This window comes from Levilactobacillus tujiorum (genome assembly GCF_012641185.1).
Lineage (GTDB): Bacteria > Bacillota > Bacilli > Lactobacillales > Lactobacillaceae > Levilactobacillus > Levilactobacillus tujiorum.
In genome coordinates, this window is the sequence record NZ_JAAXLK010000006.1 from 84,489 (window position 1) to 106,263 (window position 21,775).

Genomic DNA, 21,775 nt, shown 5'->3' on the forward strand with positions numbered 1-21,775 from the left:
GGTGGGGCGTTTTTTTTTATAGAATTGAGGCAACAATGACATCAAGGGATTACCTGACGGAACGTGGTGCGTTATAATAACCATTGTGTGTTTAAAAGATATGGGAGAGTGAGCTATGGAAGAATTGTTTGAGAAGGCGCCAATCCCTAAGGCGTATTTCAAGTTGGCACTGCCAGTTGTACTGAGCATGGTAGCCAGCATGATTTATAACCTAGCGGATACGTTCTTTGTCTCGCAAACGCAAAATACGAATCTGGTCGCGGGGGTTGCCCTGTGTACACCACTCTTTTCATTTTTGATTGCGATTGGCGACATTTTTGGTTTGGGTGGAAGTTCGTTGATTTCACGCTTGTTAGGCGAGAAAGCCTATAAGGTGGGGAGTCGGGTTAGTAGCTTCTGCTTGTATGGCGCAGTAGTGTTGGGCTTGCTGACGACCGTGGTCTTGCTGGCTTTTAGTCGGCCAATTCTACATATGTTGGGTGCGACGGAGGCGACGTATCCTTATGCAGCACAGTTCTATCGCATCATGGCGGTGGGAGCAATGCCAATCATTGTGTCGATCGTCCCTGGAAACTTGATCAGAACGGAAGGATTTGCGTTACAGTCGATGATTGGGACAATGATCGGTACGGTGATTACGATCATTTTGGACCCCATACTGATCTTCCCATTAGGAATGGGGGCTGCCGGGGCTGCTTTGGCGACGGTAATCGGCTATACAGTCTCTGCATTGCTGCTGGTCTATCTGACGAAAAAGTATTGTCGGGTCATCTCGATTGATGTCAAATTGAGCCGAATTGAGGCTAACTTGATTCGGCAGGTCTTGTTTATTGGGATTCCGGGATCGATTACTAATCTGATGCAAGCATTTGGGACGGCCGTCTTGAATCGCTATTTGGTCGAATATGGGGCAACGCGAGTAGCCGCGATGGGCATCGTGTTAAAGGTGTATATGATCATTATGTTGGTGATGGTTGGCTTTGCCTTTGGCGCGCAGCCGCTGGTCGGGTATACCTTCGGTGCGAAGAATATGGCCCGCTTCAAGAAAATTCTGCATTTTGACTTGTTGGTTGAGGTGGGATATGCACTGGTTCTGGCCATAGTACTGATGATTTTTGCGCCGCAGATTATTGGGTTATTTCTGCATAACCCAGCAGTCATCACCGCAGGAACGGAGATGCTACGAGTGTTCCTAAGCACGACGCCATTTGTAGGTGCGGTACTCGTCTATACGACGGTCTTTCAGAGTACTGGTAAAGCGAGTGGTGCCTTCATCATGTCGATCGCTCGACAAGGCGTGGTCTTCTACCTGATGATTCTACTGGGATCATGGTTGTGGGGATACTTAGGTGTTATCTGGGCGCAACCACTGGCGGATATTATCACGTGCCTGTTAGGGTGGCTGTTAGCGAGAGGACTATTTAATAGGAAGAGTTAGGCTGACTTTTGTGCAAAGTGGTGCTAACAAGCCCAGTATTTCGCGGTTAGTGCCGATTTCGCAAGTGAACGAGGACAGCGCGGGTTAAGCGCTTGGTCAGGCAATAAATAATATCGTGAAAATTTGATCTGCATCAAATTGGTCAGCGATTTCACAAAAAAGTTTGACTAATTGTGCGAAAACCCTTGTCAGCCGGCGTTTTATTTAGTATGATAGTCAAGTGCTGAAATTCTGGCGGTGCAATCACGCTCCCCAGGGGAAGCTCAAAAGTTTAGCGATGATGTGGGATATTGCGACACACCCGGCCGCTTTGCCATGAGGGTGTGGCGGGAATTTCCACGGAGTTAGTCTTATTTTTAAAATAGACGAAGGAGGGAACACAATGGCAAAACAAAAAATTCGGATTCGGTTAAAGGCATACGAACATCGTATCCTTGACCAATCAGCGGACAAGATCGTTGAAACGGCTAAGAGAACTGGTGCCACTATTTCTGGTCCAATTCCATTACCAACTGAACGGACGATCTACACCGTCTTACGTTCACCACATAAGTTTAAGGACTCACGTGAACAATTCGAAATGCGGACGCACAAGCGTTTGATCGATATCGTTAACCCAACGCCAAAGACAGTTGACTCATTAATGAAGCTCGACTTGCCTAGTGGTGTGGACATCGAAATCAAGTTATAATTTCCAAAATAATACAATATAATCGGAGGTGTACTCATGACCACAAAAGGAATCTTAGGGAAAAAGGTCGGGATGACGCAAGTCTTCACTGATGCTGGCGAATTAATCCCCGTTACTGTTGTCGAAGCAACCCCAAACGTAGTGTTGCAAGTTAAGACGATGGAAAACGACGGTTACGATGCCATTCAACTTGGTTACCAAGACAAGCGTGAAGTACTCAGCAACAAGCCCGAACAAGGTCATGTAGCAAAAGCAAACACGACTCCTAAGCGCTTCATTCGTGAATTCAGAGATGTTGAGCTGGGAGATTACAAGGTAGCAGACGAAGTTAAAGTTGATACCTTCCAAGCGGGAGACATCGTGGATGTCACTGGTGTCACTAAAGGTCATGGATACCAAGGTAACATTCATAAAGATGGTCAAAGCCGTGGCCCTATGGCCCATGGTTCTCGTTACCACCGTCGTCCAGGTTCTCTGGGTGCTATCATCAACCGGGTATTCCCTGGCATGAAGCTTCCAGGTCGGATGGGTAACAAGCAAGTTACTATCCAAAACCTTGAAATCGTTAAGGCTGACGTTGATAACAACGTTCTGTTGATTAAGGGCAATGTGCCTGGTGCCAACAAGTCACTCGTTACTGTTAAGAGTGCTGTTCGCCCACCACGTCCTAAGCATTCAGATAAATAATTAGGAAGGGAGGATAATTAAATGACAAGCGTAGCATTATACAAACAAGATGGTAGCCAAAACGGCGACGTTACTTTGAACGCTGATATCTTCGGCATCGAACCTAACGACAGCGTCGTATTCGACACAATCCTGATGCAACGGGCATCCATGCGCCAGGGAACTCACGCCGTAAAGAACCGGAGTGCTGTTCGTGGTGGTGGTAAGAAGCCATGGCGTCAAAAGGGTACTGGTCGGGCACGTCAAGGTTCAATCCGTTCACCACAATGGGTTGGTGGTGGTGTCGTATTTGGCCCTACCCCTCGCTCTTACAGTTACCGCCTTCCTAAGAAGGTTAGCCGTTTAGCATTAAAGTCTGTTCTTTCTCAAAAGGTTCTCGACGAAAGTTTCGTTGTTGTTGATGGTTTAGCCTTCGACGCACCTAAGACGAAAGAATTTGCTTCAGTGCTTGCTGGTTTGAATGTCACGACTAAGACGTTAGTTGTCCTTGAAGACGACAACGTTACTGCTGCTTTAGCAGCCCGCAACTTAGCCAACGTTAAGGTTATTCCTGCCAAGAGCTTGAATGTCCTCGACATTGCTGATGCTGATAAGTTAGTGATCACGCAACCAGCTCTTTCTCAAGTAGAGGAGGTGCTCGCATAATGGAAGCACGTGACATTATTTTACGCCCAGTTGTTACTGAAGCCTCAATGGCAACTATGGACGACAAGCGTTACACGTTCGACGTTGATGTACGAGCAACCAAGACTCAAGTCAAGCATGCCATTGAAGACATCTTTGACGTTAAGGTTGTTAAGGTCAACATCATGAACTTAAAGGGTAAGAAGAAGCGTCAAGGACGTTACGAAGGCTACACTAAGAAGCGTCGTAAGGCCATTGTCAGCTTATCTGCCGACTCAAAAGAAATCAAGTTATTCAACGAAGAATAAAATCTCAGATATAGGAGGGAAATAACGTGGCGATTAAGAAATACAAACCAACAAGCAATGGTCGTCGTAATATGACGAGCTTGGTTTACAAAGACGTCATCACTAAGACGACTCCTGAAAAGTCATTGCTTGATTCACAAAGTCACACTGCCGGCCGTAACAACGCTGGTCGTATGACTGTCCGTCATCGTGGCGGTGGTAACAAGCGCCAATACCGGATCATCGACTTCAAGCGTATTAAGGATGATGTTCCAGCAACTGTTAAGGCAATCGAATACGATCCTAACCGGACTGCTAACATTGCTTTATTAGTTTACGCTGACGGTGTTAAGTCTTACATTATTGCGCCTAAGGGCTTAAAGGTTGGCGACAAGGTTCAATCTGGTCCAGAGGCTGATATCAAGGTTGGGAACACGTTGCCATTGGCAAACATCCCATTTGGTACTGTTATTCACAACATCGAATTGAAGCCTGGTAAGGGTGGCCAATTGGTCCGTTCTGCTGGTACTTCAGCTCAATTGTTAGGTAAAGCTAACGATGACAAGTACGTGTTAGTTCGGTTATCATCTGGTGAAGTTCGGATGGTTCTGAAGGTTAACCGTGCAACGATCGGTGCCGTAGGTAACGAAGAACATGAATTAGTTAACGTTGGTAAAGCCGGCCGTACTCGTTGGGCTGGTCAACGTCCTCACGTTCGTGGTTCTGTTATGAACCCTAACGATCACCCACATGGTGGTGGTGAAGGTAAGGCACCTGTTGGTTTACCATCTCCTCTTTCTCCATGGGGTAAGAAGACTGTTGGTAAGAAGACGCGTTCTAAGAAGAACAAGAGCAACAAGTTCATCGTACGTCGTCGTAAAGGTTCCAAGATGTAATTTTCCGGTTATCCGGATGTCAAGAGACCTGGTGATCATCGCATTTAGCGATGCGCCACAAGTAGAGGAGGTTTCATAATGGGTCGTAGTTTGAAAAAAGGACCTTTCGCCGATGCGCACTTATTGAAGAAGATTGATGCGCAGAAGGATCAAGACAAGAAAGCTGTCATCAAGACCTGGTCCCGTCGGTCTACTATTTTCCCTAGCTTTATTGGTTATACCATTGCTGTTTATGATGGACGGAAGCATGTCCCAGTTTACATTCAAGAAGATATGGTAGGCCACAAGCTTGGCGAATTCGTACCAACCCGGACTTTCCGTGGTCATGGTGGCGACGATAAAACAACTCGTTGATAAGGAGGATTAACTAATGGCTGAACAAGTTACATCAGCGCAAGCGACTGCTAAGACGGTTCGGATTGCTGCTCGCAAAGTCCGCCTTGTCATCGATCTTATCCGCGGCAAGAGCGTCGCTGAAGCGATCGCGATTTTAAAGTTCACACCGCGTGGAGCATCACCGGTAGTGGCAAAGGTATTGAACTCAGCAATTGCTAACGCAGAAAACAATTTTGACTTAGATCGTCAAGATTTAGTTGTTAGCGAAGCCTATGTGAACGAAGGACCAACCCTCAAGCGGTTCCGTCCTCGTGCCAAAGGCTCTGCTTCACCAATCAACAAACGTACGAGTCACATTACGGTTGTTGTATCTGAAAAAGAGGAGGGATAACGCGTGGGTCAAAAAGTAAATCCAACTGGATTACGGGTCGGTATCATTCGCGACTGGGAAGCAAAGTGGTATGCTGAAAAGGATTTCGCTGCTTACCTGAAGGAAGACCTTCAAATCCGTAAATTTATCGAAAAGCGTCTCGTTGACGCATCTGTATCAACTGTTGAGATTGAACGGGCTGCAAACCGCGTCAACATCTCAATTCACACTGCCAAGCCAGGTATGGTTATTGGTAAGGGTGGTTCAGAAGTCGAAAATCTCCGTAAGGAATTGAACGACTTAACTGGCAAGCGTGTCCACATCAACATCGTGGAAATCAAGAAGCCAGATCTGGACGCCAAATTGGTTGGCGAAAACATCGCCCGTCAATTGGAAGGTCGTGTTGCATTCCGTCGCGCTATGCGTGGAACGATGCAACGGACTATGCGTTCTGGCGCCAAGGGTGTTAAGACGCAAGTATCAGGCCGTTTAAACGGTGCTGACATGTCCCGTGTCGAAAGCTATGCTGAAGGTACGGTTCCTCTGCACACGTTACGTGCTGATATTGATTATGCTTGGGTGGAAGCACACACCACTTACGGTTCTTTAGGTGTTAAGACCTGGATCTACCGTGGCGAAATTCTGCCTGAAAAGAAACAAACTAACGGACAAGGAGGGAAATAGCATGCTGGTACCTAAGCGAGTAAAGTTCCGTCGTGTTCACCGTGGTAAGCTTCGTGGCGAATCCAAGGGTGGCAAGAGCGTTGCTTTCGGCGACTACGGTTTGCAAGCGTTGGATTCCAAGTGGATCACCAACCGTCAAATCGAAGCGGCCCGTGTTGCAATTACGCGTTACATGAAGCGTGGTGGGAAAGTTTGGATTAAGATTTTCCCTCACAAATCCTACACCAGTAAAGGTGTTGGGGTCCGGATGGGTAATGGTAAAGGTACGCCTGATGGCTGGGTAGCCCCAGTTAAGCGTGGCAAGGTAATGTTTGAAGTCGGTGGTGTTTCTGAAGAAACAGCCCGCGAAGCATTACGTCTTGCAGCCATGAAACTTCCCGTTCGCACTAAGGTTTTAACCCGAGAGGAAGTAGGTGGCGAATCTAATGAAGACTAAAGAAATCAACGAATTAACCACTGCTGAAATGCTCGATAAAGAAAAGAGCTACAAGGACGAATTATTCAACTTGCGTTTCCAATTAGCTACTGGTCAATTGGAAAACACTGCACGGTTGAAGCAGGTTCGCAAGAACATTGCGCGGATTAAGACCGCTCTTCGTCAACAAGAACTGAACAAGTAGAATACGATAAGAAGGAGGTCACTAATACATGAGTGATGCACGTAATAACCGCAAGGTTTACCGTGGTCGTGTCGTTTCCGACAAAATGGATAAGACGATCACTGTCGTTGTAGAAACGACGAAGACGGATGCAAGATATGGTAAGCGTGTCAAGTACTCCAAGAAGTACAAGGCACATGACGAAAACAACGAAGCACAAACTGGCGACATTGTTGAAATCATGGAAACTCGTCCATTATCTGCTACCAAGCGGTTCCGCTTAGTCGACATTGTTGAAAAAGCAGTAATCATTTAGGTGTCGTTTTTATCGTATTCTGAACTAGATCTGAAGGGAGGACACTAGCTGTGATCCAACAAGAAAGTCGCTTAAAGGTTGCCGATAATTCTGGCGCCCGGGAAATCCTGACTATCAAGGTTCTGGGTGGCTCAAAACGTCGCTACGCCGGAATCGGTGATATCATCGTTGCTACTGTCAAACAAGCAACACCAGGTGGCGTTGTCAAAAAAGGTGATGTGGTCAAGGCTGTTATCGTTCGTACGAAGTCTCGTGTACGTCGTAATGACGGTTCTTACATTGGTTTTGATGAGAATGCTGCTGTGCTGATTAAAGACGACAAGAGCCCACAAGGGACTCGGATCTTTGGACCAGTTGCACGTGAACTGCGTGACAACGACTTCATGAAGATTATCTCATTAGCACCCGAAGTACTGTAATTAAGAATCGCGTTAAACAAGGAGGTGCCCACAGGAATGCTTATTAAAACTGGTGACAAGGTCCGCGTGATCGCTGGCAAGGACAAAGGCAAGGAAGGTACTGTTTCCAAAGTCTTCAATGCTAAGAACCGCGTGATCGTTAAAGGCGTCAATATGATTAAGAAGCACCAAAAAGCTTCTCAAACTAATCCCCAAGGCGGAATTATTGATATTGAAGCACCAATTCACGCATCCAACGTTATGCTTATTGATCCTTCGAACAACGAACCAACCCGGCTTGGCGTTCGTGTTGAAGATGGTCACAAAGTCCGGTTCGCTAAGAAGTCCGGCGAAACCATCGACAAATAATCACTGAAAGGAGGAACATCATTTCATGTCAGCTCGTTTAAAAGAAAAGTACGTTAATGAAATTACACCATCAATGGTGGAAAAATTCAGCTACAGTTCTGTTATGCAAACGCCGAAGATCGAAAAGATCGTATTGAACATGGGTGTTGGTGATGCTGTTTCCAACGCTAAAAACTTGGACGAAGCCGTTGAAGAACTTGGTTTGATTTCTGGTCAAAAGCCATTGGTTACTAAGGCCAAGAAGTCAATCGCAACCTTCCGTCTTCGTGAAGGCATGTCAATCGGTGCTAAGGTTACCCTCCGTGGTGACCGGATGTACGAATTTCTGGATAAGTTGATCAACGTGTCATTGCCACGTGTTCGTGACTTCCATGGTGTTAGTTCCCGTGCCTTTGATGGTCGTGGTAACTACACTTTGGGGATCAAGGAACAATTGATCTTCCCAGAAATCAACTTTGATAACGTTAACCGTGTTCGTGGTTTGGACATCGTTATCGTTACGACGGCTAACACTGATGAAGAGTCACGCGAAATGTTGACTCAATTCGGTATGCCGTTTGCACACTAATTAAGGAGGTTCACACAAATTGGCTAAGAAATCACAAATTGCTAAGAACAAGCGTCCTGCGAAGTTCTCTACACAAGAATATACTCGTTGCGAACGTTGTGGACGTCCACACTCTGTTTATCAAAAGTTCCACCTTTGCCGTATCTGCCTACGCGAACTTGCCCACAAGGGTCAAATTCCTGGTATGAAGAAGGCTAGTTGGTAAAACGAATTTTAAACAAAGGGAGGGTAAACGTTAATGTCCATGACTGATCCTATTGCAGACTTCTTGACGCGGATCCGTAACGCCAACATGGTGCGTCACGAATCACTCGAAGTACCTGCATCTAAAATTAAACGCGACATCGCTGAAATCCTGAAGCGCGAAGGGTTCATCCGTAACGTCGAATACATCGATGATGACAAGCAAGGCATCATCCGCGTATTCCTGAAGTACGGTAAGGATAACCAACGTGTCATCAGTGGTTTGAAGCGTATTTCTAAGCCCGGCTTACGTTCATACGTTAAGGCCGACGCTGTACCAAAGGTTTTAAACGGTTTAGGTATCGCTATTATCTCCACCTCTGAAGGGGTAGTTACTGATAAAGAAGCGCGTGCTAAGAAAATCGGTGGCGAAGTTCTCGCCTACGTTTGGTAAAACTTTTAAAAAGATAGGAGGTGCCTTACAGTGAGTCGTATTGGTTATAAAACGGTCAACGTCCCAGCTGGCGTTGAAGTTAAGCGCGATGGTGATCAAGTGACTGTCAAAGGTCCTAAGGGTTCTTTAACCCGGACGTTCTCAGACATCATCACCATGAAGATTAGTGACGGTGCGGTTGATTTCGACCGTCCTGACAACAACAACAAGACCCGTGCTCTTCACGGTACTCAGCGAGCTAACTTGAACAACATGGTTGAAGGTGTTGTTAATGGTTTCGCTAAGACCTTGAAGTTGGTCGGTGTTGGTTACCGTGTTCAAGCTAAGGGTAAGACTTTGGTATTGAGCGTTGGTTACTCCAACCCTGTTGAAATGGCTATTCCAGAAGATTTAGAGGTTAAGGTTCCTGATAACACAACCATCAACATCTCTGGGATCAGCAAGCAAGAAGTCGGTGACTTTGCTGCCGAAGTTCGTGCTGTTCGTTCACCAGAACCTTACAAAGGTAAGGGTATCCGTTACGAAAACGAATACGTTCGGATTCGTGAAGGTAAGACTGGTAAGTAACAGTAACGCAGCTTAATTGCTGATAATTCTACAAAGAGGTGACTATTTTGATTACAAAACCAGATAAGAATAAGACACGTCAAAAGCGTCATATGCGTGTTCGTAACAAAATTTCTGGAACTGCAGAACGCCCACGCTTAAACGTTTTCCGCTCTAACAAAAACATCTACGCTCAAGTCATTGATGACGTAGCGGGTGTCACGCTTGTTAGTGCCTCAACGTTAGACAGCGAAGTGAGTGGTGACAACAAGACCGACCAAGCTAAGGCTGTTGGTGTTTTAGTTGCTAAGCGTGCTGTCGAAAAGAAGATTAGCAACGTCGTGTTTGATCGTGGCGGTTACTTATACCACGGCCGTGTTCAAGCATTGGCAGAAGCTGCTCGTGAAAACGGGCTAGAATTTTAACAGTAAGGAGGAATAACCACACATGGCAAAATTTATTGATCCCGACAAGTTAGAACTTGAAGATAACGTTGTTGCTATCAACCGGATCACCAAAGTTGTTAAAGGTGGCCGTCGTCTTCGGTTCTCAGCACTTGTAATTGTCGGCGATAAGAACGGTCACGTTGGCTTTGGTACTGGTAAAGCTCAAGAAGTTCCAGAAGCTATTCGTAAGGCTGTTGAAGCCGCTCGTAAGAACTTGATCGAAGTTCCAATCGTGGGAACGACCATTCCTCACGAAGCACTTGGTCTTTACGGTGGGGGTAAGATCTTACTTAAGCCTGCTGCTGAAGGTTCTGGAGTTACTGCTGGTGGTGCCGTACGTTCCGTCATGGAATTAGCCGGTGTTGCTGACGTTACTTCCAAGCGTCTTGGCTCTAACACGCCAGTTAACGCAGTTCGTGCCACTTTTGCTGGCCTTGCTGAGTTGAAGCGTGCTGAAGAAGTTGCCGCTCTCCGTGGTGTCTCTCTTCAACACTTAGCTGAATAAGGAGGGGTATTAAAATGGCTCAATTAAAAGTTACTTTAATTCATAGTGCTGCACATCGCCTCCCTAAACAGCGGAAGATCGTGGAATCGCTCGGTTTGAACCGTGTTAACAGCACTGTTGTGAAACCTGACAACGAAGCCACTCGCGGTGCGCTTTTCCAAATCGCACATTTAATTAAGGTTGAAGAAGTTAAGTAGTACTCATTTCATTTTATAAGGAGGTGCGCAATAGCATGAAGTTGAACGAATTAAAACCTGCTGAAGGCTCACGGAAGGTTCGTAACCGGGTCGGTCGTGGTGATTCATCTGGTAACGGTAAGACTGCTGGGCGTGGCCAAAAGGGTCAAAAGGCTCGTAGCAAGACTCGTTTGGGTTTTGAAGGTGGCCAAATGCCACTGTACCGTCGGATTCCAAAGCGTGGGTTTACCAACATTAACCGTAAGGAATTTGCTGTCGTAAACTTATCCGCTTTGAACGTCTTTGATGATGGTGCTGAAGTTACTCCAGCTGCCTTAGTCGAAGCCGGCATCGTGAAGAACGAAAAGGCCGGTGTCAAGATCTTAGGTAACGGCGAAGTAACGAAGAAGTTAACGGTTAAAGCCGCTAAGTTCTCCAAGTCAGCTGCCGAAGCTATCGAAGCTGCTGGTGGTAAGACTGAGGTGATTTAATGCTCTCAAGCTTAAAAAACGCGTTTAAGATTAAAGATATTCGTAAAAAGATTCTCTTTACTCTTCTGGTTTTGATTGTCTTTCGGTTGGGTACCTATATTACTGTCCCCGGCATTAACGCGAAGGCACTTCAAAGCGTTGCGTCTTCTGGGTTAGTTAGTATTCTAGATACCTTCAGTGGTGGTGGGTTAACCAACTATTCCATCTTCGCGATGGGGGTTTCACCTTACATCACTGCACAAATCGTTATTCAATTGCTACAGATGGACATCGTTCCACGCTTTGTTGAATGGAGTAAACAAGGGGACGTTGGTCGACGGAAGTTAAACCAAGCTACGCGTTACTTAGCGATTGCTTTGGCCTTTGTCCAGTCGATCGGGATCACTGCCGGTTTCAGTGCGTTAAGCTCAATGAAGCTGGTGCAAAATCCTAGTGTGGCAACATACTTATCAATTGGGTTAATCCTGACTGGTGGGACCATGTTGACCACTTGGATGGGTGATATGATCACCGATCGTGGATTAGGTAACGGGATTTCAATGATTATCTTTGCGGGTATCATTGCTCGGACGCCTACTTCTGTTCACAAACTTTACCGTAATTACTTCGTTGACATTGCTAACGGTGACCTGTGGAAGAGTGTACTCTTTGTCTTAGGTTTAGTGGTCTTGGTTCTGTTGATTATCACGTTTACGACGTGGGTTCAACAAGCCGAACGACGGGTTCCTATGCAATACACACGGCGGGTATCTGGTTCGCCAGATAGCAGTTATCTTCCTTTAAAGGTTAACGTCGCTGGGGTTATTCCAGTTATCTTCGCAAGTTCGTTTATTGCCACGCCACAGACTATTCTGATGGCTTTCCAAAACACGCACTCGCAAGATGCTTGGTACCAGACTATGACCAACCTTTTCAACATGCAAACCGTTGATGGTGCCATTCTGTACACCGTTCTGATCATTGTGTTCACGTTCTTCTATGCGTTCGTTCAAGTTAACCCAGAAAAGTTGTCTGAGAACCTGCAAAAGCAGGGGAGCTACATTCCTGGTGTTTGGCCTGGTCACGAAACGCAGTCATACGTTTCCAGTTTGTTGATGCGACTCAGCACTGTTGGGTCACTCTTCCTTGGATTCATTTCCTTAATTCCGTTGTTAGCCCAAAATCTTTGGGACTTAGATGAGTCTATTGGTTTAGGTGGTACCAGCCTCTTAATCGTCGTTGGTGTGGCCATCGAAACCATGCGACAGGTTGACGGATTGATGATGAAGCGCGAATACGTCGGCTTTATTCAAGGGTCACCAGATGATCCGCAAGGTCCAGAACCAGCTTAATGAGTTTCCAGCGGGTGTGTTGATCTAATTGGCACACCTGCTTGTGTATTTCAGGCTAATAATTTTGAAATAAGGAGAACGAACATGACAGCAATGAATTTAATCCTCATGGGCCTACCGGGTGCCGGTAAGGGAACCCAAGCTCAAAAGATTATCGACGAGTTCCATCTACCGCATATTTCTACGGGAGATATCTTCCGTGAAGCGATGAAGAACGAAACCGAAATGGGCTTGGCAGCTAAGAAGTTCATCGATAAAGGTGAATTGGTACCGGATGAAGTCACAAATGGCATCGTTCGTGATCGCTTAGCTCAAGATGATACTAAGGTTGGGTTCATGCTTGATGGTTTCCCTCGTTCGTTAGTTCAAGCCGAAGCTTTAGATAGCTTTGGTCCTGAATTGAACCGGACCATCAACGCTGTGATCAACATTCACGTTGAACCCGATGTCTTAGTTGAACGCCTTTCCGGTCGGTACATCTGCCGGACTTGTGGCGCAACCTATCACAAGCTTTACAACAACCCTAAGGTTGAAGGGACTTGTGATGTGTGTGGCGGCCATGATTTCTATCAACGTGAAGATGATAAGCCTGAAACGGTGAAGAATCGTCTGGCGGTTAACCTGAAGGCTAACACGCCATTGGTCGATTACTACACCAAGAAGGGGTTACTCTTCACCGTAGATGGTGACCGGGCTATCGATGATGTTTATGCTGACATTGAAAAGATCTTGAAGAACCTATAGGTTTTACTAAGTTCTTGCTAAGTTGTGGGAATTATGGTAGACTTATTCAGGTTTAGCCTGTAAATGGCGTGCTATCGCGATTCACAGGTGCTAGGTGGGAGCAAAATCCTTGTTCCCGCTGCTTTTACGTGTATTTTACACGCAATTAAAAGGGAGGTACTTTCGTGGCGAAAAGCGATGTCATCGAAGTCGAAGGTAAAGTTACCGAAACATTACCTAACGCAATGTTTCGGGTCGAATTAGAAAACGGTCATGAGATTCTCGCTCACGTTTCCGGAAAGATTCGGATGCATTACATCCGGATTCTGCCTGGTGATCGAGTAACTGTTGAAATGTCACCGTATGACTTGTCTAAAGGCCGGATTACTTATCGTTTCAAGTAACCACCTGGACAGATGTAGGAGGGATATTCATGAAAGTAAGACCATCAGTTAAGCCAATGTGCGAACACTGCAAGGTTATCAAGCGTAAGGGTCGAGTAATGGTTATTTGCTCAGCCAACCCTAAGCACAAACAACGCCAGGGTAAGTAATTCAATTTATAGGAGGTGCACATTAAATGCCACGTATTGCTGGAGTGGATTTACCACGTGATAAGCGAATCGCTTATGGTTTGACTTACATTTTTGGAATCGGGATCAACACCGCACACAAGATTGTTGCGGATGCTGGTGTCCCAGAAGACGTTCGGGTTCGCGATTTGACACCTGATCAAGAAGATAAGGTACGTGCCGAAGTCGACAAGTACAAGGTTGAAGGTGACTTACGTCGTGAAGTTAGCCTGAACATCAAGAACTTGCAAGAAATCGGTTCTTACCGTGGTATGCGTCACCGTCGCGGTTTACCTGTTCGCGGCCAACACACCAAGAACAATGCCCGCACTCGGAAGGGTAAAGCCGTTTCGATTGCCGGTAAGAAGAAGTAAAGGAGGGTAAACACTTTATGGCTACTAGAAAAACTAGTCGCAAGCGTCGGGTCAAAAAGAACATTGAATCCGGTGTTGCACACATTCATGCTACGTTTAACAACACATTGGTTATGATCACTGACGTTCAAGGGAACGCTATTGCTTGGTCATCTGCTGGTGCCTTAGGTTTCAAGGGTAGTCGGAAGTCAACGCCATTTGCTGCACAAATGGCCGCTGAAGCCGCTGCTAAGTCATCACAAGAACACGGTGTTAAGTCCGTTGAAGTTGCTGTCAAGGGTCCAGGTTCTGGACGTGAAGCTGCTATCCGGGCTATCCAAGCTGCTGGTATCGAAGTTACGGCTATCCGTGACGTTACGCCAGTGCCTCATAATGGGACTCGTCCTCCAAAGCGCCGTCGGGTTTAACGTGAGCGTTTCATTAATGAGGGCAACCTTCATGATGGGATTGACTTATAGGAGCTCAACGCGGTTTGAAAGGGGTAAACGATAAGAATGATTGAATTTGAAAAGCCTAACATTCATAAAATTGATGAGAGTAGCAACTACGGTAAGTTTGTTGTTGAACCGTTGGAACGTGGTTACGGGACAACGTTAGGGAACTCCTTACGTCGGATCTTACTTTCATCATTACCTGGTGCAGCTGTTACCAGCATTCAAATCGACGGGGTTTTACATGAGTTTTCAACGGTCGAAGGCGTTGTTGAAGATGTCACGCAGATCATCTTAAATGTTAAGAAGATTGCGCTGAAGCTTAACGGCTCCGACGATCAAGAGGAAGCTATGGAAATCAACGTTAAGGGACCAGCCCAAATCACTGCCGGTGATATTGTTGCGGGTGCTGACGTTGATGTCTTAAACCCAGATCTGTACATTGCTACGGTTGCCGATGGGGCAACGTTCCATATGCGGATGACTGCAGATAAGGGCCGTGGCTATGTTTCTGCTGACGAGCACAAAGCTCAGAATACGGAAATGCCAATTGGTGTTTTAGCTGTTGATTCCATTTACACCCCAATCGAACGGGTTAACTACCAAGTAGAGAATGCACGGGTTGGCCAACGGGCTGACTATGATAAATTGACCCTGGATGTTTGGACAAACGGTTCAATTAATCCAAGCGAAGCCATTTCATTGGCTGCTAAGATCTTAACCGAACATCTGGCTATGTTTGTCGACTTGACCGACGAAGCTAAGAATGCGGAAATCATGGTTGAAAAAGAAGAAACGCATAAGGAAAAGATGCTTGAGATGACCATCGAAGAGCTCGACTTATCCGTTCGTTCTTACAACTGCTTGAAGCGTGCTGGTATCAACACGGTCCAAGAATTGACTAATAAGACTGAAGCAGACATGATGAAGGTTCGTAACTTGGGTCGCAAGTCCCTTGAAGAAGTTAAAGCTAAGTTAGCTGACTTAGGTTTGTCACTTCGGAAGGAAGACTAATTTTAGACACTCAAAGGAGGGTTTCTGGTTATGAGTTACCGTAAATTACAACGGACTAGTTCTCAACGTCGCGCATTGTTACGTGATTTGACTACCAGTTTGATTTTAAACGGTCGCATCGAAACGACTGAAGCACGCGCTAAAGAAGTTCGTAAGACGGCTGACCAAATGATTACCTTGGGTAAGCAAGGCGACTTGCACGCCCGGCGCCAAGCTGCTGCGTTCATCCGTAACGTGGTTGCTGATGTTAAGGAAGACGGCGATGATGTTGTCGTTACCAGCGCATTGCAAAAGGTATTCAGCGAATTAGCACCTAAGTACGCTGATCGTAACGGTGGTTACACGCGTATCTTAAAGACGATGCCTCGTCGCGGTGATGGTGCCGCTATGGCTGTCTTGGAATTCGTTGACTAATTTTAGTTAATGGTTTCAGGGTGTGATCACGACCCTAAACGTGATACCAATATGCTTTAAATTAATCACTAGAACTATGTGGTATAGAGCGCTACGATGATGGGGAATTCTTTCCGAGTCTAGCTTGAATGGGGGCGAAAGCCTCAGCGCCGCTAGTTTGTTAGTGATTTTTTTATACCCTTTTTTAGGAAAAGACGGAAATCTTCGTGGTTGTTCTTGCCATGGTTATTTTGGGTAATGGTGATGGGACGGCTTAGACGTCTTAAATTCTGAACAATTATCAGCAAATCTTAGGCACACCTCTTCGGTCTGCTGCGAATATTTGGTATAATTAGCGGTGACTTTTTTCGAAGGAGAATCAACAGCACGGATGGCAAATATCATTGAAGTTAAACATCTGACTTACCGTTATCAAGAAAACGATCAGCGTCCCGCCCTAGATGACGTGTCTTTCGACGTGCATGCTGGGGAATGGCTGGCGATTGTCGGGCATAACGGGAGTGGTAAATCGACGTTAGCGAAGTCTTTAGACGGGTTATTGCCGTTTACCACCGGTGAAGTCGCCGTGGCGGGAATTAAACTGACGCCGGCAACCGTTTGGCAGGTGCGTGAGAAGATCGGTATGATTTTCCAGAACCCTGATAACCAGTTTGTGGGCGCAACGGTTGCGGATGACGTGGCTTTTGGCTTAGAGAACCGGCAGATTCCGCGTGATGAGATGTTGCCGCGTGTTCAGGCGGCGATTGAGCAGGTTGGGATGGCTGAGTTTGCGCATCGTGAGCCCAGTTCTTTGTCTGGCGGTCAAAAGCAGCGCGTGGCTTTAGCGGGCATCATTGCCATTGCGCCGGATGTTTTGATTCTCGATGAAGCAACGAGTATGCTGGACCCTCAGGGACGGCGCGACATGCTGGACTTGGTCCGTCAGTTGCGAGTAGAAAAGCAGCTGACAGTCATCTCGATTACGCATGACATTGATGAAGCCGCTGGCGCCGATCGCGTCTTAGTGGTTGATGATGGTCAGCTGGTGGATGAGGCCGATCCGGCCACGATCTTTGCGCAAGGCGAACGGTTGATTGAGTTAGGGTTGGACTTACCCTTTACGGCAAAATTAAAAGCGGCGTTGCGGCGACGAGGGATCGAAACGCCGGCAACGTATCAAACGGCGGCGGAAATGGAGGAGTGGCTGTGGCAATCACTTTCGAACACGTAAGTTATACGTATCAGGCGGGCACACCTATGGCGACCTCAGCCGTTTCGGATGTGTCTTTTAGCGTGCCGGACCACAGTTATTTGGCGGTGATCGGGCATACGGGGAGCGGCAAGTCGACGCTGATCCAACAGCTCAACGCACTCCTGAAGCCCACGAGCGGGCAGATTACGGTCGATAACTTCACGATTACTCCGAAGACGACCAACGCGGACCTCAAACCTTTACGGCAACACGTTGGCATGGTGTTTCAATTTCCTGAGAGCCAATTGTTTGAAGAAACCGTCCGCCAAGATATTGCGTTCGGACCCCGGAACTTTGGTATGGGCGAAGCAGATGCAAATAAATTGGCCGATGCAATGCTACAGACGGTGGGTCTTGATGCGCGTTACGCCGAACGGTCGCCGTTTGAATTGTCGGGTGGTCAGATGCGCCGCGTGGCAATCGCGGGGGTCTTAGCGATGCGGCCTAAAGTTCTAATTTTAGATGAGCCGACTGCAGGGTTAGATCCCCAGGGCCGCCAAGAGATGATGGCGTTATTTGACCGTCTTCATCGTGAGCAGGGGCTGAGTATCGTGCTGGTCACGCATCAAATGGAAGATGTCGCCCAGTACGCGGAGCAGGTGGCGGTCATGCACGCTGGCCAATTGGTTAAGTTTGGCACGCCGCACGAGGTGTTTAGCGATGCAGATTGGTTACGGGCCAATCAGTTGGATATGCCGCGGGCCGCGCAGTTTGCGCAACGGCTCGCCAAGCGGGGTGTCACCTGGCAACAGTTACCTTTGACGGCTGATCAATTAGCCGACCAGTTGGCCGCGCGCTGGCCGCGGGAGGGGGACGCCCATGTCTAATTTTATTTTTGGCCGTTACCTGCCGTTGGAATCAGTCGTCCATCGATTGGATCCGCGGAACAAACTGCTCTTAAGTTTTTGCTACATCATTCTGGTGTTCATGGCCAATAATTTAGTGAGCTATGCGCTGATTATTAGCTTTACAGTAGGGGCAATTCTGGCATCGAAGATCAGTCTAGGCTTTTTCCTTAAGGGAATTCGGCCGCTGTTGTGGTTGATTGTGTTCACCGTTGTCCTACAACTTTTGTTTAGTCCGGCGGGCGGGCACGTGTACTTTCACTGGGCCTTCGTAAACATTACCCAGTTTGGACTGATCAACTCCGGCTACATCTTCATTCGTTTCCTGCTGATTATTATGATGTCGACGCTATTGACCTTGTCGACGCAACCGTTGGATATTGCGACGGGGCTAGCCTCTTTGATGAAGCCGCTGCGTTGGATCAAGGTACCGGTGGATACGCTAGCCATGATGTTGTCGATCGCGTTACGGTTTGTGCCCACGCTAATGGATGAGGCAAATAAGATTATGAATGCCCAGCGCGCACGGGGCGTGGATTTCGGTGAAGGTGGCTTATTAAAGCAGGCTAAATCACTGATCCCGCTGATGGTCCCTCTCTTCATGAGTGCCTTTAATCGGGCGGAAGACTTATCCATCGCCATGGAAGCGCGGGGCTATCAAGATAGCGAACACCGCAGTCAGTATCGTATTTTAACTTGGCAACGACGGGATACGATAACCTGGATTATTTTTGTAGTGGTTTTGGCCGCTATTTTAGCAACTCGTCGTTGGTAGGAGGAAACATGCAACGTTATAAAGTAACTTTTATGTATGATGGGACTAATTTTGCCGGGTTTCAGCGGCAGCCGAATAAACGGACCGTTGAGAGTGTGTTGACTCAGGTCGTGAACAAGATGGCTAAACGACCGGATCCAGCGATTGTAATTTATGGTTCCGGACGGACTGACGCTGGGGTCCATGCATTGGCGCAGGTGGCGCACTTTGACTTTCCCTTCATCATTCCTGCGGAGAACATGCGCAAGGGCTTAAATAGCATGTTACCGATGGATATGGAGGTCCTGAAGGTCGAGGAGGTCGCCAGTACCTTCCATGCGCGGTATGATGTTTCGGGGAAACGGTATCTGTATCGGATGGATCTTGGTGAATTCCGGAATCCCTTTAAACGCAATTATACGGGGCACTGGAAGTTTCCAGTGGATTTAGGTAAGATTAATCAGGCTCTCGGCGATCTGGTCGGAGAACACGATTTTACCAGTTTCGTGGCCTCTGGCGCGCAGACCCGGACCTTCGTACGGACAATTTACGAGGCAACGTGCCACATTGATCAGGCCAACAACGAGTTGGTCTTTGAATTTTATGGCAATGGCTTCATGTATAATCAAGTCCGGATTATGGTCGGGGTGTTAGTTGAGATCGGGGCAGGGACTCGACCGGTTCATGACATTCTCCGTCTATACGAGGTAAAGGATCGCCGGCAGGCCAGAAGAACCGTTCCTGCCGCGGGGTTATACTTAAAACATGTCTATTATCAAGGTGAAGATCCGGCGCATCCCACTAAATTACCACAACATCAGCGGTAATTTTTGGCTAAGGGGCTAAACAATCATTGACTTTATGGTGAAGTTTTTGTATTATGGTTGTTGGTATTGTTTGCCCCACGATAAGCCCCGGAAAGTTTACTTGGTGTCAGACAAACACAGATTTATGGAGGAATTTAACGTGCGTACAACTTATATGGCAAAACCCAACGATGTTGACCGCAAATGGTACATCGTCGACGCAACTGATGTTAGCTTAGGTCGTCTTGCTTCAGTCGTTGCTTCTGTATTACGTGGTAAGAACAAGCCAACGTTCACCCCTAACGTGGACACTGGTGATAACGTAATCGTCATCAACGCTGAAAAAGTCGCTTTAACTGGCCGTAAGGCAGCCGACAAGATTTACTACCACCACACTGGTTTCGCTGGTGGTTTGAAGTCACGGACTGCTGGTAACTTCCGGGATCAAAACCCAGAAAAACTGATCGAAACTTCTGTTCAAGGTATGCTCCCTAAGAACTCCTTAGGTCACCACATGGCATTGAAGCTTCACGTGTACGCTGGTGCAGACCACAAGCACGAAGCACAAAAGCCAGAAGTATTAGACATTACTAACCTAATCTAAGGAGGAAACCAAATTGGCACAAGTTCAATATCGCGGCACTGGCCGTCGTAAAAACTCCTCTGCACGTGTACGTTTAGTACCCGGCTCAGGTAAGATTGTTATGAACAACAAGGCAATCGAAGACTACATTCCATTCGCAAGTATTCGTGAAGTTGTTTTACAACCATTCAACGTTACGGAAACGCTCGGTAACTACGATGCATTAGTTACTGTTCGTGGTGGCGGTTTCTCCGGCCAAGCCGGCGCAACTCGTCATGGGATCGCTCGGGCATTGCTCGAAGTTGACCCAGATTTCCGTGGCCCATTGAAGCGTGCGGGTCTCTTGACTCGTGACGCCCGGATGAAGGAACGGAAGAAGCCAGGTCTGAAGAAGGCGCGTAAGGCTTCACAATTCTCAAAGCGTTAATATTTCGATATTTTCGATTTGGAAATCCTCACCAATTTTGGTGGGGATTTTTTGTTTGGGATAAAATCATAAATTATGTATTAGGTAATGATTGATGTCTTGTTTGTAACAATTCAGTCAGCAACTTGAAATTATTGTGTTAGAATAACCGTGTAATGTTAATTATTTCACTTTACTAATCTATATGATTTTTCAGATTACTTGTTTCTATTCAAGAATTTATGGAGGTCAGAGTATGGCAAATCTATCAGGTAAAACAGCATTAGTTACTGGTGGCACAAGTGGAATTGGCACTGCTATTGTGGAAAATTTTATCAACAGTGGTGCTAAGGTCGTGTTCACTGGTCGTAACGTTGAGGCTGGTCAAAAGATTCAAAAACGGTTAGGTAAAAATTCTTATTTTATTAAGCAGGACGTATCTGAAGTTGAAACCTGGCCTAAGGTTGTTAATGAAGGTGAGGAGCATTTTTCAGCCTCATTTGATATCTTAGTAAATAATGCCGGAATTGCAATTCAAAACTCTATTGAGGACATGTCAATTGCTGACTATGATAAAGTTGTCAAGATTAACCAATATAGTGTATTTTATGGGATGAAATATACGTTGCCTTCACTTAAAAAGAATGGCAATGGATCAATTATCAATATTTCTTCGGTCGCTGGGATGGCCGGTTTTGCAGATTTAAGTGGCTATGTATCAAGTAAGTGGGCTGTACGTGGTATGAGTAAGGGTGCCGCACTGGAATTTTCAAAATATGGGGTTCGTGTAAACTCTGTCCATCCTGGTGTTATTAAAACGCCAATTCTAGATACTACCAGTGAAGAATCATTAAAGGCAACTGAATCTGCAATTCCTATGGGACGTGTAGGTCGTCCCGATGAATTAGCGAATATGGTTAATTTTCTAGCATCTGATGATGCCAGTTATGCAACGGGACAGGAGTTTGTCGTTGATGGAGGATTAACGACGCCATAGGATATTGAATCGTAACTGACCGTCTACGATTGGTGGCAAATTCGCGATATGATAACCTCATCAAACAAATTGATGAGGTTTTTATTATGGAAAGAGTAAGATATCGTTCAAGTCCGAATGACGCGTGGGGCTGTTGGGCCAACGGCTACATCGTTGACGCCGTTCTAAAGGCGGAGTTTAGCGATGGTCATTTGAGAATTGTGATAGAAAAAAGTGGCGGTCACCGTAAAA

The 21,775-nt window shown here is 46.5% G+C and carries 37 protein-coding genes; all 37 read left to right on the forward strand.

Going from position 1 to position 21,775, the window contains the following annotated elements; translation table 11 throughout:
* Nucleotides 1–115: 115 nt before the first annotated feature.
* On the forward strand, nucleotides 116–1,438 hold the full coding sequence (locus HF569_RS04330) for an MATE family efflux transporter (RefSeq protein WP_168901467.1): 1,323 nt from the start codon (nucleotides 116–118) through the stop codon (nucleotides 1,436–1,438).
* Nucleotides 1,439–1,820: 382 nt separating this feature from the next.
* Nucleotides 1,821–2,129: a 30S ribosomal protein S10 gene (gene rpsJ / locus HF569_RS04335; RefSeq protein WP_003638059.1), complete on the forward strand. Its 309-nt coding sequence runs from the start codon at nucleotides 1,821–1,823 to the stop codon at nucleotides 2,127–2,129.
* Nucleotides 2,130–2,165: 36 nt separating this feature from the next.
* Nucleotides 2,166–2,816: a 50S ribosomal protein L3 gene (gene rplC / locus HF569_RS04340; protein WP_168848733.1), complete on the forward strand. Its 651-nt coding sequence runs from the start codon at nucleotides 2,166–2,168 to the stop codon at nucleotides 2,814–2,816.
* Between the two features lie 21 nt (nucleotides 2,817–2,837).
* Nucleotides 2,838–3,461, forward strand: a complete 624-nt coding sequence (gene rplD / locus HF569_RS04345) for a 50S ribosomal protein L4 (RefSeq protein ID WP_168848734.1) — start codon at nucleotides 2,838–2,840, stop codon at nucleotides 3,459–3,461.
* On the forward strand, nucleotides 3,461–3,748 hold the full coding sequence (rplW, locus tag HF569_RS04350) for a 50S ribosomal protein L23 (protein WP_020090145.1): 288 nt from the start codon (nucleotides 3,461–3,463) through the stop codon (nucleotides 3,746–3,748). The genes rplD and rplW overlap by 1 nt, the downstream gene beginning before the upstream one ends.
* A 26-nt stretch (nucleotides 3,749–3,774) precedes the next feature.
* Nucleotides 3,775–4,623 (forward strand): 50S ribosomal protein L2, encoded by an 849-nt coding sequence (gene rplB / locus HF569_RS04355; RefSeq protein WP_168848735.1) that lies wholly within the window; start codon nucleotides 3,775–3,777, stop codon nucleotides 4,621–4,623.
* A gap of 78 nt (nucleotides 4,624–4,701) precedes the next feature.
* Nucleotides 4,702–4,977: a 30S ribosomal protein S19 gene (rpsS, locus tag HF569_RS04360; RefSeq protein ID WP_168848736.1), complete on the forward strand. Its 276-nt coding sequence runs from the start codon at nucleotides 4,702–4,704 to the stop codon at nucleotides 4,975–4,977.
* Between the two features lie 16 nt (nucleotides 4,978–4,993).
* The gene (rplV, locus tag HF569_RS04365) at nucleotides 4,994–5,350 is read left to right on the forward strand and encodes a 50S ribosomal protein L22 (protein WP_048735501.1); all 357 of its coding nucleotides are present in this window, start codon (nucleotides 4,994–4,996) and stop codon (nucleotides 5,348–5,350) included.
* A gap of 3 nt (nucleotides 5,351–5,353) precedes the next feature.
* On the forward strand, nucleotides 5,354–6,013 hold the full coding sequence (gene rpsC, locus HF569_RS04370) for a 30S ribosomal protein S3 (RefSeq protein ID WP_125574883.1): 660 nt from the start codon (nucleotides 5,354–5,356) through the stop codon (nucleotides 6,011–6,013).
* Nucleotide 6,014: 1 nt separating this feature from the next.
* On the forward strand, nucleotides 6,015–6,449 hold the full coding sequence (gene rplP, locus HF569_RS04375; RefSeq protein ID WP_125688341.1) for a 50S ribosomal protein L16: 435 nt from the start codon (nucleotides 6,015–6,017) through the stop codon (nucleotides 6,447–6,449).
* Nucleotides 6,439–6,633: a 50S ribosomal protein L29 gene (gene rpmC / locus HF569_RS04380; protein WP_020090139.1), complete on the forward strand. Its 195-nt coding sequence runs from the start codon at nucleotides 6,439–6,441 to the stop codon at nucleotides 6,631–6,633. Before rplP ends, rpmC begins: the two co-directional genes overlap by 11 nt.
* Nucleotides 6,634–6,661: 28 nt before the next feature.
* Nucleotides 6,662–6,928 (forward strand): 30S ribosomal protein S17, encoded by a 267-nt coding sequence (rpsQ, locus tag HF569_RS04385; RefSeq protein WP_020090138.1) that lies wholly within the window; start codon nucleotides 6,662–6,664, stop codon nucleotides 6,926–6,928.
* 50 nt (nucleotides 6,929–6,978) lie between these two features.
* Nucleotides 6,979–7,347, forward strand: a complete 369-nt coding sequence (rplN, locus tag HF569_RS04390; protein ID WP_168901468.1) for a 50S ribosomal protein L14 — start codon at nucleotides 6,979–6,981, stop codon at nucleotides 7,345–7,347.
* Nucleotides 7,348–7,383: 36 nt separating this feature from the next.
* Nucleotides 7,384–7,695 carry a 50S ribosomal protein L24 gene (rplX, locus tag HF569_RS04395; RefSeq protein WP_168848739.1) on the forward strand — a complete coding sequence of 104 codons (312 nt, stop codon included), beginning with the start codon at nucleotides 7,384–7,386 and terminating at the stop codon, nucleotides 7,693–7,695.
* Between the two features lie 25 nt (nucleotides 7,696–7,720).
* Entirely contained in the window at nucleotides 7,721–8,263 is a 543-nt protein-coding gene (gene rplE, locus HF569_RS04400) for a 50S ribosomal protein L5 (protein ID WP_168848740.1), read from the forward strand.
* Nucleotides 8,264–8,282: 19 nt separating this feature from the next.
* Nucleotides 8,283–8,468: a type Z 30S ribosomal protein S14 gene (locus HF569_RS04405; RefSeq protein ID WP_081624603.1), complete on the forward strand. Its 186-nt coding sequence runs from the start codon at nucleotides 8,283–8,285 to the stop codon at nucleotides 8,466–8,468.
* Nucleotides 8,469–8,501: 33 nt separating this feature from the next.
* Nucleotides 8,502–8,900, forward strand: a complete 399-nt coding sequence (gene rpsH, locus HF569_RS04410) for a 30S ribosomal protein S8 (RefSeq protein ID WP_011668485.1) — start codon at nucleotides 8,502–8,504, stop codon at nucleotides 8,898–8,900.
* A gap of 30 nt (nucleotides 8,901–8,930) precedes the next feature.
* Entirely contained in the window at nucleotides 8,931–9,467 is a 537-nt protein-coding gene (rplF, locus tag HF569_RS04415; protein WP_168848741.1) for a 50S ribosomal protein L6, read from the forward strand.
* A 38-nt stretch (nucleotides 9,468–9,505) separates the two neighbouring features.
* Nucleotides 9,506–9,871: a 50S ribosomal protein L18 gene (rplR, locus tag HF569_RS04420; RefSeq protein ID WP_332870959.1), complete on the forward strand. Its 366-nt coding sequence runs from the start codon at nucleotides 9,506–9,508 to the stop codon at nucleotides 9,869–9,871.
* Between the two features lie 22 nt (nucleotides 9,872–9,893).
* On the forward strand, nucleotides 9,894–10,397 hold the full coding sequence (gene rpsE, locus HF569_RS04425; RefSeq protein ID WP_020090131.1) for a 30S ribosomal protein S5: 504 nt from the start codon (nucleotides 9,894–9,896) through the stop codon (nucleotides 10,395–10,397).
* A gap of 14 nt (nucleotides 10,398–10,411) precedes the next feature.
* Nucleotides 10,412–10,594, forward strand: coding sequence for a 50S ribosomal protein L30 (gene rpmD, locus HF569_RS04430; RefSeq protein ID WP_168848743.1), 183 nt, complete (start codon nucleotides 10,412–10,414; stop codon nucleotides 10,592–10,594).
* Between the two features lie 35 nt (nucleotides 10,595–10,629).
* On the forward strand, nucleotides 10,630–11,064 hold the full coding sequence (gene rplO / locus HF569_RS04435; protein ID WP_168848744.1) for a 50S ribosomal protein L15: 435 nt from the start codon (nucleotides 10,630–10,632) through the stop codon (nucleotides 11,062–11,064).
* The gene (gene secY / locus HF569_RS04440; protein WP_168848745.1) at nucleotides 11,064–12,395 is read left to right on the forward strand and encodes a preprotein translocase subunit SecY; all 1,332 of its coding nucleotides are present in this window, start codon (nucleotides 11,064–11,066) and stop codon (nucleotides 12,393–12,395) included. Before rplO ends, secY begins: the two co-directional genes overlap by 1 nt.
* 93 nt (nucleotides 12,396–12,488) lie before the next feature.
* Nucleotides 12,489–13,139 carry an adenylate kinase gene (locus HF569_RS04445; RefSeq protein ID WP_332870960.1) on the forward strand — a complete coding sequence of 217 codons (651 nt, stop codon included), beginning with the start codon at nucleotides 12,489–12,491 and terminating at the stop codon, nucleotides 13,137–13,139.
* 164 nt (nucleotides 13,140–13,303) lie between these two features.
* Entirely contained in the window at nucleotides 13,304–13,522 is a 219-nt protein-coding gene (gene infA / locus HF569_RS04450) for a translation initiation factor IF-1 (protein WP_011668477.1), read from the forward strand.
* Between the two features lie 29 nt (nucleotides 13,523–13,551).
* Nucleotides 13,552–13,671 (forward strand): 50S ribosomal protein L36, encoded by a 120-nt coding sequence (gene rpmJ, locus HF569_RS04455; RefSeq protein ID WP_011668476.1) that lies wholly within the window; start codon nucleotides 13,552–13,554, stop codon nucleotides 13,669–13,671.
* Nucleotides 13,672–13,697: 26 nt separating this feature from the next.
* The gene (rpsM, locus tag HF569_RS04460) at nucleotides 13,698–14,063 is read left to right on the forward strand and encodes a 30S ribosomal protein S13 (protein WP_011668475.1); all 366 of its coding nucleotides are present in this window, start codon (nucleotides 13,698–13,700) and stop codon (nucleotides 14,061–14,063) included.
* A 17-nt stretch (nucleotides 14,064–14,080) separates the two neighbouring features.
* A complete protein-coding gene (gene rpsK / locus HF569_RS04465) occupies nucleotides 14,081–14,470 on the forward strand; it encodes a 30S ribosomal protein S11 (protein ID WP_168848747.1) in 390 nt (129 codons plus the stop codon).
* Nucleotides 14,471–14,557: 87 nt separating this feature from the next.
* Nucleotides 14,558–15,508, forward strand: coding sequence for a DNA-directed RNA polymerase subunit alpha (locus tag HF569_RS04470; RefSeq protein ID WP_168848748.1), 951 nt, complete (start codon nucleotides 14,558–14,560; stop codon nucleotides 15,506–15,508).
* A gap of 30 nt (nucleotides 15,509–15,538) precedes the next feature.
* Complete coding sequence (rplQ, locus tag HF569_RS04475) at nucleotides 15,539–15,922, forward strand: 50S ribosomal protein L17 (protein WP_168848749.1); 384 nt, start codon at nucleotides 15,539–15,541, stop codon at nucleotides 15,920–15,922.
* A gap of 370 nt (nucleotides 15,923–16,292) precedes the next feature.
* Entirely contained in the window at nucleotides 16,293–17,132 is an 840-nt protein-coding gene (locus HF569_RS04480; protein WP_168901470.1) for an energy-coupling factor ABC transporter ATP-binding protein, read from the forward strand.
* On the forward strand, nucleotides 17,108–17,980 hold the full coding sequence (locus HF569_RS04485) for an energy-coupling factor ABC transporter ATP-binding protein (protein WP_168901471.1): 873 nt from the start codon (nucleotides 17,108–17,110) through the stop codon (nucleotides 17,978–17,980). The genes HF569_RS04480 and HF569_RS04485 overlap by 25 nt, the downstream gene beginning before the upstream one ends.
* Nucleotides 17,973–18,773, forward strand: a complete 801-nt coding sequence (locus HF569_RS04490; RefSeq protein ID WP_168901472.1) for an energy-coupling factor transporter transmembrane component T family protein — start codon at nucleotides 17,973–17,975, stop codon at nucleotides 18,771–18,773. Before HF569_RS04485 ends, HF569_RS04490 begins: the two co-directional genes overlap by 8 nt.
* An 8-nt stretch (nucleotides 18,774–18,781) precedes the next feature.
* Entirely contained in the window at nucleotides 18,782–19,579 is a 798-nt protein-coding gene (truA, locus tag HF569_RS04495; protein ID WP_168901473.1) for a tRNA pseudouridine(38-40) synthase TruA, read from the forward strand.
* 139 nt (nucleotides 19,580–19,718) lie between these two features.
* The gene (gene rplM, locus HF569_RS04500; protein WP_168901474.1) at nucleotides 19,719–20,162 is read left to right on the forward strand and encodes a 50S ribosomal protein L13; all 444 of its coding nucleotides are present in this window, start codon (nucleotides 19,719–19,721) and stop codon (nucleotides 20,160–20,162) included.
* Between the two features lie 13 nt (nucleotides 20,163–20,175).
* Nucleotides 20,176–20,568, forward strand: coding sequence for a 30S ribosomal protein S9 (gene rpsI / locus HF569_RS04505; RefSeq protein ID WP_011668466.1), 393 nt, complete (start codon nucleotides 20,176–20,178; stop codon nucleotides 20,566–20,568).
* Between the two features lie 235 nt (nucleotides 20,569–20,803).
* Nucleotides 20,804–21,544 carry an SDR family NAD(P)-dependent oxidoreductase gene (locus tag HF569_RS04510; protein WP_168901475.1) on the forward strand — a complete coding sequence of 247 codons (741 nt, stop codon included), beginning with the start codon at nucleotides 20,804–20,806 and terminating at the stop codon, nucleotides 21,542–21,544.
* The last annotated feature ends 231 nt before the right edge of the window (nucleotides 21,545–21,775 follow it).

What these genes read in the sequence shown, in the direction of transcription:
- HF569_RS04330 (WP_168901467.1), top strand. Translation starts at nt 116, where the DNA reads ATGGAAGAATTGTTTGAGAAGGCGCCAATCCCTAAGGCGTATTTCAAG.
- rpsJ (WP_003638059.1), top strand. Translation starts at nt 1,821, where the DNA reads ATGGCAAAACAAAAAATTCGGATTCGGTTAAAGGCATACGAACATCGT.
- rplC (WP_168848733.1), top strand. Translation starts at nt 2,166, where the DNA reads ATGACCACAAAAGGAATCTTAGGGAAAAAGGTCGGGATGACGCAAGTC.
- rplD (WP_168848734.1), top strand. Translation starts at nt 2,838, where the DNA reads ATGACAAGCGTAGCATTATACAAACAAGATGGTAGCCAAAACGGCGAC.
- rplW (WP_020090145.1), top strand. Translation starts at nt 3,461, where the DNA reads ATGGAAGCACGTGACATTATTTTACGCCCAGTTGTTACTGAAGCCTCA.
- rpsS (WP_168848736.1), top strand. Translation starts at nt 4,702, where the DNA reads ATGGGTCGTAGTTTGAAAAAAGGACCTTTCGCCGATGCGCACTTATTG.
- rplV (WP_048735501.1), top strand. Translation starts at nt 4,994, where the DNA reads ATGGCTGAACAAGTTACATCAGCGCAAGCGACTGCTAAGACGGTTCGG.
- rplP (WP_125688341.1), top strand. Translation starts at nt 6,015, where the DNA reads ATGCTGGTACCTAAGCGAGTAAAGTTCCGTCGTGTTCACCGTGGTAAG.
- rpmC (WP_020090139.1), top strand. Translation starts at nt 6,439, where the DNA reads ATGAAGACTAAAGAAATCAACGAATTAACCACTGCTGAAATGCTCGAT.
- rpsQ (WP_020090138.1), top strand. Translation starts at nt 6,662, where the DNA reads ATGAGTGATGCACGTAATAACCGCAAGGTTTACCGTGGTCGTGTCGTT.
- rplX (WP_168848739.1), top strand. Translation starts at nt 7,384, where the DNA reads ATGCTTATTAAAACTGGTGACAAGGTCCGCGTGATCGCTGGCAAGGAC.
- rplE (WP_168848740.1), top strand. Translation starts at nt 7,721, where the DNA reads ATGTCAGCTCGTTTAAAAGAAAAGTACGTTAATGAAATTACACCATCA.
- rpsH (WP_011668485.1), top strand. Translation starts at nt 8,502, where the DNA reads ATGTCCATGACTGATCCTATTGCAGACTTCTTGACGCGGATCCGTAAC.
- rpsE (WP_020090131.1), top strand. Translation starts at nt 9,894, where the DNA reads ATGGCAAAATTTATTGATCCCGACAAGTTAGAACTTGAAGATAACGTT.
- rpmD (WP_168848743.1), top strand. Translation starts at nt 10,412, where the DNA reads ATGGCTCAATTAAAAGTTACTTTAATTCATAGTGCTGCACATCGCCTC.
- rplO (WP_168848744.1), top strand. Translation starts at nt 10,630, where the DNA reads ATGAAGTTGAACGAATTAAAACCTGCTGAAGGCTCACGGAAGGTTCGT.
- secY (WP_168848745.1), top strand. Translation starts at nt 11,064, where the DNA reads ATGCTCTCAAGCTTAAAAAACGCGTTTAAGATTAAAGATATTCGTAAA.
- HF569_RS04445 (WP_332870960.1), top strand. Translation starts at nt 12,489, where the DNA reads ATGAATTTAATCCTCATGGGCCTACCGGGTGCCGGTAAGGGAACCCAA.
- rpmJ (WP_011668476.1), top strand. Translation starts at nt 13,552, where the DNA reads ATGAAAGTAAGACCATCAGTTAAGCCAATGTGCGAACACTGCAAGGTT.
- rpsM (WP_011668475.1), top strand. Translation starts at nt 13,698, where the DNA reads ATGCCACGTATTGCTGGAGTGGATTTACCACGTGATAAGCGAATCGCT.
- rpsK (WP_168848747.1), top strand. Translation starts at nt 14,081, where the DNA reads ATGGCTACTAGAAAAACTAGTCGCAAGCGTCGGGTCAAAAAGAACATT.
- HF569_RS04470 (WP_168848748.1), top strand. Translation starts at nt 14,558, where the DNA reads ATGATTGAATTTGAAAAGCCTAACATTCATAAAATTGATGAGAGTAGC.
- rplQ (WP_168848749.1), top strand. Translation starts at nt 15,539, where the DNA reads ATGAGTTACCGTAAATTACAACGGACTAGTTCTCAACGTCGCGCATTG.
- HF569_RS04480 (WP_168901470.1), top strand. Translation starts at nt 16,293, where the DNA reads ATGGCAAATATCATTGAAGTTAAACATCTGACTTACCGTTATCAAGAA.
- HF569_RS04490 (WP_168901472.1), top strand. Translation starts at nt 17,973, where the DNA reads ATGTCTAATTTTATTTTTGGCCGTTACCTGCCGTTGGAATCAGTCGTC.
- truA (WP_168901473.1), top strand. Translation starts at nt 18,782, where the DNA reads ATGCAACGTTATAAAGTAACTTTTATGTATGATGGGACTAATTTTGCC.
- HF569_RS04510 (WP_168901475.1), top strand. Translation starts at nt 20,804, where the DNA reads ATGGCAAATCTATCAGGTAAAACAGCATTAGTTACTGGTGGCACAAGT.